The sequence below is a fragment of the Microbacterium sp. C7(2022) genome, from assembly GCF_028823665.1.
GTDB lineage: Bacteria > Actinomycetota > Actinomycetes > Actinomycetales > Microbacteriaceae > Microbacterium.
The window spans coordinates 390,950-397,829 of record NZ_JAPEHV010000006.1; the positions used below are offsets into that span (position 1 = coordinate 390,950).

Below are 6,880 nucleotides of genomic sequence, written 5' to 3' on the forward strand. Positions count from 1 at the left end.
TAAGACGAACGCGGCCCCCAAGACGACAGCCTGCGACTCCACCTCGCCGCACTCGACCAACTCGACCCCGACGAACGCAACAGCATCCGCGCCCTCATCGAAGGCGCCCTCCTACGCCACCAAGCACGCCGACTCGCCAAACCAGCTGACGGCTACTTCCGACGACGCTTCAGCAACGCCGTCGCTTCCTTCCCAAGAACCGGGTCGTTGCGAAGCGCCTCGATGACCTGGCGCCCACGATCGCCGCCCAGGATGAGGATCGGTCGGATGAAGTAGATCCGCGACTGCCCGCGCTCCGCGACAGACAGAAACCCGATCAGATCGTCGACCTGAGCCTTGGTCGCACACGCCGCCAGTGCGACGGCAGCGCCGTCCTCTTCGCCCAAGCCTCGGGCGTAAAGCCAGCGCGTCTTGAGCCGCTCCCAGAAAGCAACAGACGGTTTGACTGCGAGTGCTCGGCCGAGGCTTTCCATCACCCGCTCGGGATAGCCGCCGCGTTCCAGATGCTCCATCAGCACCGGTAGCGCTGCGGGGTATGGATCCGATGTGTTCACCAGATCCCAGACCGAGTTGACCTCGACGCCAGCCGCGCGCAGGTCAGCAACAATTGGCTGCTCGGCTTCACGGAGTAGTTGGGCTCGCGTCTGACGCTCGGCCTCTGCCGCCTGAACCTTGCGTTGATAATCCGGATCGTTCTGTAGCTCTGCGATCAGATCGATAGCACTTGTCCCCGACCGCTTGCTCCGGCCGGTCATGGGATGAGCCTCAGGCCGATGTCACCGTCGTCGGTCATGGCTTGATCGAGACTCCGTTGATCGTCCATCCGGGGACGAAGAACACGTGGGCGACCGAGGCCCCCGGGACTTACTTGTAGTCATAGGTGTAGCACCAGGCCAGTGCTTGGACGGCATCTTCGGTCACCTCGGGATGAGCGGAACGGAATTCATCGGCGGCCTGCCCGCCCATGGACTGTAGATCCGGTGCCGTGATGTGAGCGTTCGACCGGAAGAAATCCTCCTCCAGCTCGTGTACTTGCGGCAACAGGTCGATAGCCCGGGCAAAGCCAAAGGTCGCAGTCAGGAGATCGTCATCTCGGGCGGGGAAGCTGGCACGTCCCCAGCCGGTCCAGGTCACCACAGCGAAGCTCAGCTCTTCATCCACCACTATCATCGTCTCCAAATCACGGATGTGCCCCCATTTGACGGGTTGATCGCGGTGATCGACGTGACGTTAGTATTGGCCGGACGCACAGAACATATGCCGCGAAGAGCGCGGCGACGGTACGAACCGGGCTCCGTCCCCCAACGCCTCGTGCAGCCCGGATCGCTCGAGTCATGCAGACCAACTCCGCCATCCTCGCCCGTGCGCCGCGCATTCAACTCTCGGCCCGCGTGATCAGTCGGCGGACATGATCGACAACCTGCGAAGTCACGTCCTCCTCCGATAGGAGACGGTCATCGTAGTCGTCGAGAATCCCGATGAACACTGCGACCGACTGCTGCACGTCGGGGAACCGTCGCCCGATCGCAGCAAGTGACCTCGAACCCGCAATCGGAGTCACGGCGCCGTCGCGAATCTGCCGACAACGCGCAAGGATGGCAAGAAGTGCGACCATCGATTCGGCGGGCAGGGCAACGGACATTGCTGCTGCTACTTGCTCGATGGCCGCGTCGACTTCGTGCTGGAGTGCGGACGCTGAGAGAATAGCGATCGGCATGACCCGATCATCATCGGTCACCCGCAGCTCGCCCCACTCGACGACCTCGCGTTCGGACACCTCGCCGACCTGGCGCAATGCATAGAGGTCGATAAATTCGTCTGCCCTCACCCTGCGCTCACCTGCCACCAGAACTTGGTCTTGGGCTCAACCCGGAGACCGTTCGACAGGTTCTCGTACCAGTGAGTTTCGATGGTGAGTCCGTTGCGCGCCGTGAAGCTCGAAGACGTCATCTTCGCCCAATCATCGGCAACCCCGCCGTATTGGCTCGTCAAGCGCGTGGTGGTCTGGGAAAGGAGGGCGCGCCCGGTGCCGGCTCCGATGATTCGCGTACCAGCCTCGCCCAATTGTTGCTCGGACGCGAGCCGAAGACTGAGTTGGGTTCCTGAGACAACACTCTGCGCTCCGCCGTTTGCGGCGTTCACGCCGGACGCCTGTCCGGGTTTCGCGGCGCCCTACGAGACCGGGCGCGTCAAAGACGCTGTCCACGACTTCGCCGACGACGCGGCCTTCTGCACGACGCTGGCGGCGGGTTTGAAGGCGTTTCCGACGACTCCTGCCAGTCGTGACGCGGCCGGTGCGATCACCTTCCCCACCGCACCCACGGCCGGACCGAGCGCACCCAACGCGCCCCCAATAGGAGTAGGCGAGACGCTCAAGGAACTGGGCGAGCCCGTCACGGGTGAGACCTCTAGCACTGCCAGACTCCAGGGTCATTGGCCACCTCCACGGATCTTGATCGAAAGTCCACCGTTCCTGGTGGTGAACTTCCACCTCCAGGTGCATCGGCGCCCATACGGACAGCGCGCTCACGAAACTCGCGCGGATACTTACTGGGACGTCCCATGAGGCAGATCCTTCCAAGGAATCATGTCTCCGGACACGCCGGGGCGCTACATCAGTAGCTCCGCGCGGCGGCGCTGGATGCCTCAAACCAAAGTCACCACCGCAATAAGGTCATCGAAGTCGGGCGGTCCTTCGCCGTCCGAGCACCTGAGCGTGAGACGGCCCGGCTCATCCTCAGAAACGCGCATGCCCGCATTTCCAATCCAAGCCTGTGTGACCTCGCCTACTCGCCAGGCGTTCCAGATCCGCAGGCTGCGCGCTCCGCGCGCCCTCCACCTAATCGGGATCGTGAAGCGATCCGGCGCGGTATCGCACCAAAGTGACAAATCGGTGTGCGTCACATCGCCGAATTGAAATGCTCCTCCGCGCACCCTCAGTCGCAACCCCTGGGGGCGACCGCTCGCCGCCGCCACGAACTGTATGTGGACACCAGCAGCGGTCGCAGGCAGATCGTAGAGGCTGTAAAGGGGACCATGCCAGTCGATCACGTTGGTCTGCTGCTCGGCAAAGAGAGTCGATAAGTCGGTGCTCATGCTAGTACCCCGGTCTCCGGTAAGGATCGACGGCCGCATGGTCTTGTGGCCATCGCGGAACTACAGCATTGCCTCCATCGCGGAATGGAATCGGCTCGTGGCTCAATTCCATCGACTCTATACCGCCCTTATCCGGGTTGTAGCGCTGCGGTGCTCCACCCGTACTCATCCGAGAAAGCTGACCTTCACTCCAGTTGCCGTACTGAGGACTGGCGGCTTCGTTCTTCCAGAACCGCGCTCGCACGGTTGACCACGCGGGCGAATTGCCGCCCCTCGTGGCGGAGTAGATATCGCCGCCTACGCTCCAGCCGCGCGGCCCGCTATTTACGGCCCCGGCCCCGCAATTGTGGGTAAGCACCGCTTCGTCGCCTGCGTATGCGTAGAACGTGTGCGTGGTCGCCACCGTGAGGTTGTGGACCGTCTGTTCACGGTGGTCATGCTCGATCGCTGACACCTGCACCCAGATACCGGACGATGCTCGGAGCCAGTTCCCCGGTAGCAGGTCACCAGCGTCGACCCATTCGGCGCGGTCGGGAATCCAGAAGGGGTGACCCGCGGTGGCGATCACAGTCCCGTGGCCGTCCGGGCCGGCCACGGTGATCGTGACGAGATCCTTCTCCCCAGTACCGGTGATCGTCGCGATCACCGGCTCGGCGGTCGTTTCGCCCGATTCCGGGTCGGTCGCCGTGACGAGATCTCCGACCTGGATGTCCTCGATCGGTGCCTTGCTGCCGTTCGCGAGGAGGACCAGGGTTCCCGGCACGAAGCTGTTGGTCAGACAGGAAGACGCCTGTGCCGGTTTCGCTGCGCCCTGCGAGATCGGGCGTGTGAGCGACGATGTCCACGACTTTGTCGATGAAGCGGCTTTCTGCACGACGCTGGCGGCGGGTTTGAATGCGTTTCCGACGACTCCTGCCAGTCGTGACGCGGCGGGAGCGATCACCTTCCCGGCGGCGCCGACGGCCGGGCCGAGTGCGCCGCCAATGAGGGTGTCGGTTACGAAGCTGCGAACATCGAACTTCTTCCCTGATTGGGACTGTTTCCACACGTTCGTGACGGCGCCCGCGACCGCGCCACCGGCGATGAAACAGCCGACGCTTCCGGCTCCTGCCGTGATCGCCATGCACCCGGCAGTGACAAGGGCACCGGCGACGAATCCGCCGATCTCTGCCTGGTGCTTCTTCACGAACCCGGTGACGTTGTTCCACGCGTCACCGAACCAGCTCATCCCGGACGGGTCCGCCCACGTCATCGGGTTGTTCCCCGAATACACGTACGCATTGAACTGTGCCGGTGTCCCCGCGTCGAGGAGCGGGTCGGGGCTGACGAACGTGCCCGTGCCGGGGTCGTAATACCTGGTGCCGAGGAGCGCGAGACCGGTCGGGTCGGCGGGTGCACCAAGGAACCCGTGCCCCTGCAACGCGGCGGTATGTTCGCTACGCGCGACACCGAACGGGTCGGTGCGGATCCGTTCGATCGGGGCGGTCCATTCCAGGTTGTCGATGTATGCGACCGGGGTGCCGTGCGCGTCGGTGACGACGCTCGACACTCCCGCGAACCCGATCCCGGTGCGGACGGCGACGGTCTTGCCCGCGAATGTGTACCACCGGGTCGCGGTCACCCCGTCCGGGTCTGCGTGGACTTCCTGCCCGCCGGGGAGGTACACCGTCGCCCCGGTGCTGTCGACGCGTGCGAGACGGGAACCATCCGCGTCGTACACGTTGGTGAGGGTGTCGCCACCTCCGGTGACGGAGGCGAGTTCGCCTTCCGCGTCCCACAATGTTCGCGCTGCGGTCCCTCGCCCGCCGCTACCTCACGCTCGGCGAGGAGATCAGCTCCCTCGAGGAACACATGCGCGCGCGGGCGACGGCGACGAACCCGGCGCTCATGGCGATCAAGGGTGTTGGACCCGTCATTGGCGCGCAGCTGCTGATCACCACTGGCGACAACCCCGACCGGCTGCGTTCGTCCGCATCATTCGCGGCGCTCTGCGGCACCGCACCCATCCCGGTCTCGTCCGGGCGCACCGATCGTCACCGGCTCTCGCGCGGCGGCGACCGACAAGCGAACGCGGCCCTGCATCACATCGTGAAGGTTCGCATGTCGTATGACCCCACCACACGCGACTACCGGGACCGGCATCTCGAGAAGGGCTGGACGATCAGCGCAGTATTCCGCGCCCTCAAACGCGCCATCGCACGAGAGATCTTCCAAGCGCTCAACGGGCATTGCGTCGTCCCCGACTACAGCCACCTCCGACCGGCCCGCCGAGCCAAGAACCTCACCCTCACCGCAGCCGCCCAACACCTCGGTGTCTGGCCATCACGGATCGGCGAACTCGAGCTCGGCAGACGACCCAACGACGATCTCGCCCACCGCTACCGCGAATGGCTCATCGCCGCTTGACACGCAATAGGAGCATCAGACCCAGCCCCTTCCGAATCTGCGCGAGCACGTCCATGCCGCGCGCGTATTGGTCAGCGAGATGTCCGGGTGCTTCCCCTCGTGCCACCCAGCACATCCTCGATGCTGAGAGCCGGCCGCACGTGAGTCATCCGAGATATCTCGGCGATATACGCGCGAGCCTTTCATTCAGCTCGAGATCGTCGAGGGGCGTCGTGGGATCAGACCAAGGCGCGCCGGCGGCGACCCATCGCTCGCGGTACTTTCTGACTCCCGCAGCGGAGGCGTCCTCATAGCCGAATTCGACTCCACAACAGGGGCAGATCTCCCACGACGGTTCGGTGCCGTCGGCACCCCACGGGGCGTCCGCGGGTTCATAGCCGCAGACGCGGCAGTAGGCGTTCTCGTCACTGTGCATTGAAGTAGTCCAGGTTGGTCGGGAAACCGTGTGACGCAGGATCGGGGCGGAAGAAGGTGCGTGGGGCTCCCGACCTATCCATGACGCCAAACACGTCCGTCACTGGGTCGTAGCGAACAATATCTCCACTACCGCGCACCTTCGTGAGCGTTGAGGCCGTCGGGCTTCGCAGGAAGCTCTGAGCCTCTGCGACGTACTCGAGCGAATTGTTCAGTTGCGGGAAATCCGCACCATGCTTGTTGAAGTGACTCAATGCGTTCTGCGCCGCCGACTTCGACTTCGTAGCAGTCCAAAGCGGCGTTGAGACTCGCGACGCGGTTGTTCCGGTGTTTGCGGCGTTCACGCCCGACGCCTGCGCCGGCTTCGACGCCGACACGATGTCCGCCCCCGCCAGCCTCTGCAACCACGCCGCCAACCCATCCGTGCCCGTGCTGTCCCGGAACTCCCACACCAGCCGCGACGTGAACGTCGTCACACACGCGCTCGTCCACGACAACGAGCAATGCCCCATCGACTCACCCTGACGGGCCGTCGTATCCGTCCACTTGTACAACGGACTAGTGAACCCACCCGTCCGAATCGCCACCCACTCCGCCGGCGTACGAGTCCCCAACGACGGATCCACCCGCACCGGCCACACCGTATCCGGGCTGGTCAACATGTCCTCATCGGGAGAGACCACCGCGACACCATCGCCACCGTCGGCATCCTCGATCGTGACATCCATCGTCGCCGTCCGATCCCCCGGCAACGGAAACTCAATCCGCTCCTCCCGCGGCCCACCCGCAACATCCGCCGAAGAATCCCACATCAACGACACCGGACTCCAGAACACCGACACGCCCTTGGGATCAACAAGATCGAACCCAACCCCGTCAATGCCCTGCAACATCAAACCATCCGACGCGTCGAGCCGGTACGGAATATCCAACCCCTCGCCGAGAAGACCCCCCTCGTCACGAG

10 protein-coding genes and 1 pseudogene are annotated in these 6,880 nt (G+C 64.1%); 2 read left to right on the top strand and 9 right to left on the bottom strand.

The window, feature by feature from the left end; genetic code table 11:
• Positions 1-3: 3 nt before the first annotated feature.
• Positions 4-147 (top strand): annotated as a pseudogene (locus ON062_RS13880) (RstR family transcriptional regulator); the annotation flags it as partial.
• Positions 148-152: 5 nt separating this feature from the next.
• Here ON062_RS13880 and ON062_RS12160 read toward each other — a convergent pair.
• From ON062_RS12160 to ON062_RS12190, 7 genes are all read right to left on the bottom strand, one after another.
• The gene (locus ON062_RS12160; RefSeq protein WP_274647399.1) at positions 153-755 is read right to left on the bottom strand and encodes a hypothetical protein; all 603 of its coding nucleotides are present in this window, start codon (positions 753-755) and stop codon (positions 153-155) included.
• A gap of 109 nt (positions 756-864) precedes the next feature.
• Positions 865-1,161, bottom strand: coding sequence for a hypothetical protein (locus tag ON062_RS12165; RefSeq protein WP_274647400.1), 297 nt, complete (start codon positions 1,159-1,161; stop codon positions 865-867).
• A gap of 214 nt (positions 1,162-1,375) precedes the next feature.
• Positions 1,376-1,828, bottom strand: coding sequence for a hypothetical protein (locus ON062_RS12170; protein ID WP_274647401.1), 453 nt, complete (start codon positions 1,826-1,828; stop codon positions 1,376-1,378).
• On the bottom strand, positions 1,825-2,142 hold the full coding sequence (locus ON062_RS12175; RefSeq protein ID WP_274647402.1) for a hypothetical protein: 318 nt from the start codon (positions 2,140-2,142) through the stop codon (positions 1,825-1,827). The genes ON062_RS12170 and ON062_RS12175 overlap by 4 nt, the downstream gene beginning before the upstream one ends.
• A gap of 30 nt (positions 2,143-2,172) precedes the next feature.
• Positions 2,173-2,397, bottom strand: coding sequence for a hypothetical protein (locus tag ON062_RS12180; protein WP_274647403.1), 225 nt, complete (start codon positions 2,395-2,397; stop codon positions 2,173-2,175).
• A 249-nt stretch (positions 2,398-2,646) separates the two neighbouring features.
• Positions 2,647-3,096, bottom strand: a complete 450-nt coding sequence (locus ON062_RS12185) for a hypothetical protein (protein WP_274647404.1) — start codon at positions 3,094-3,096, stop codon at positions 2,647-2,649.
• Position 3,097: 1 nt separating this feature from the next.
• On the bottom strand, positions 3,098-4,876 hold the full coding sequence (locus tag ON062_RS12190; protein ID WP_274647405.1) for an RHS repeat-associated core domain-containing protein: 1,779 nt from the start codon (positions 4,874-4,876) through the stop codon (positions 3,098-3,100).
• Between ON062_RS12190 and ON062_RS12195 the strand changes: the two genes are divergently transcribed.
• Positions 4,876-5,502, top strand: a complete 627-nt coding sequence (locus tag ON062_RS12195; RefSeq protein WP_274647406.1) for a transposase — start codon at positions 4,876-4,878, stop codon at positions 5,500-5,502. The two genes, ON062_RS12190 and ON062_RS12195, sit on opposite strands and share 1 nt — an antisense overlap.
• 145 nt (positions 5,503-5,647) lie before the next feature.
• On the opposite strand, the gene ON062_RS12200 is transcribed toward ON062_RS12195, so the two are convergent.
• Together ON062_RS12200 and ON062_RS12205 are read right to left on the bottom strand one after the other, a co-directional pair.
• Positions 5,648-5,917: a hypothetical protein gene (locus ON062_RS12200; protein ID WP_274647407.1), complete on the bottom strand. Its 270-nt coding sequence runs from the start codon at positions 5,915-5,917 to the stop codon at positions 5,648-5,650.
• Positions 5,907-6,880: hypothetical protein (locus ON062_RS12205; RefSeq protein WP_274647408.1), on the bottom strand; the 974-nt coding region annotated here is incomplete at its 5' end. The genes ON062_RS12200 and ON062_RS12205, both read right to left, overlap by 11 nt.

Bases quoted from the DNA above. Each gene is read 5' to 3' on its own strand.
- ON062_RS12160 (WP_274647399.1), bottom strand. From the start codon at position 755: ATGACCGGCCGGAGCAAGCGGTCGGGGACAAGTGCTATCGATCTGATC.
- ON062_RS12185 (WP_274647404.1), bottom strand. From the start codon at position 3,096: ATGAGCACCGACTTATCGACTCTCTTTGCCGAGCAGCAGACCAACGTG.
- ON062_RS12195 (WP_274647406.1), top strand. From the start codon at position 4,876: ATGTTCGCGCTGCGGTCCCTCGCCCGCCGCTACCTCACGCTCGGCGAG.
- ON062_RS12200 (WP_274647407.1), bottom strand. From the start codon at position 5,917: ATGCACAGTGACGAGAACGCCTACTGCCGCGTCTGCGGCTATGAACCC.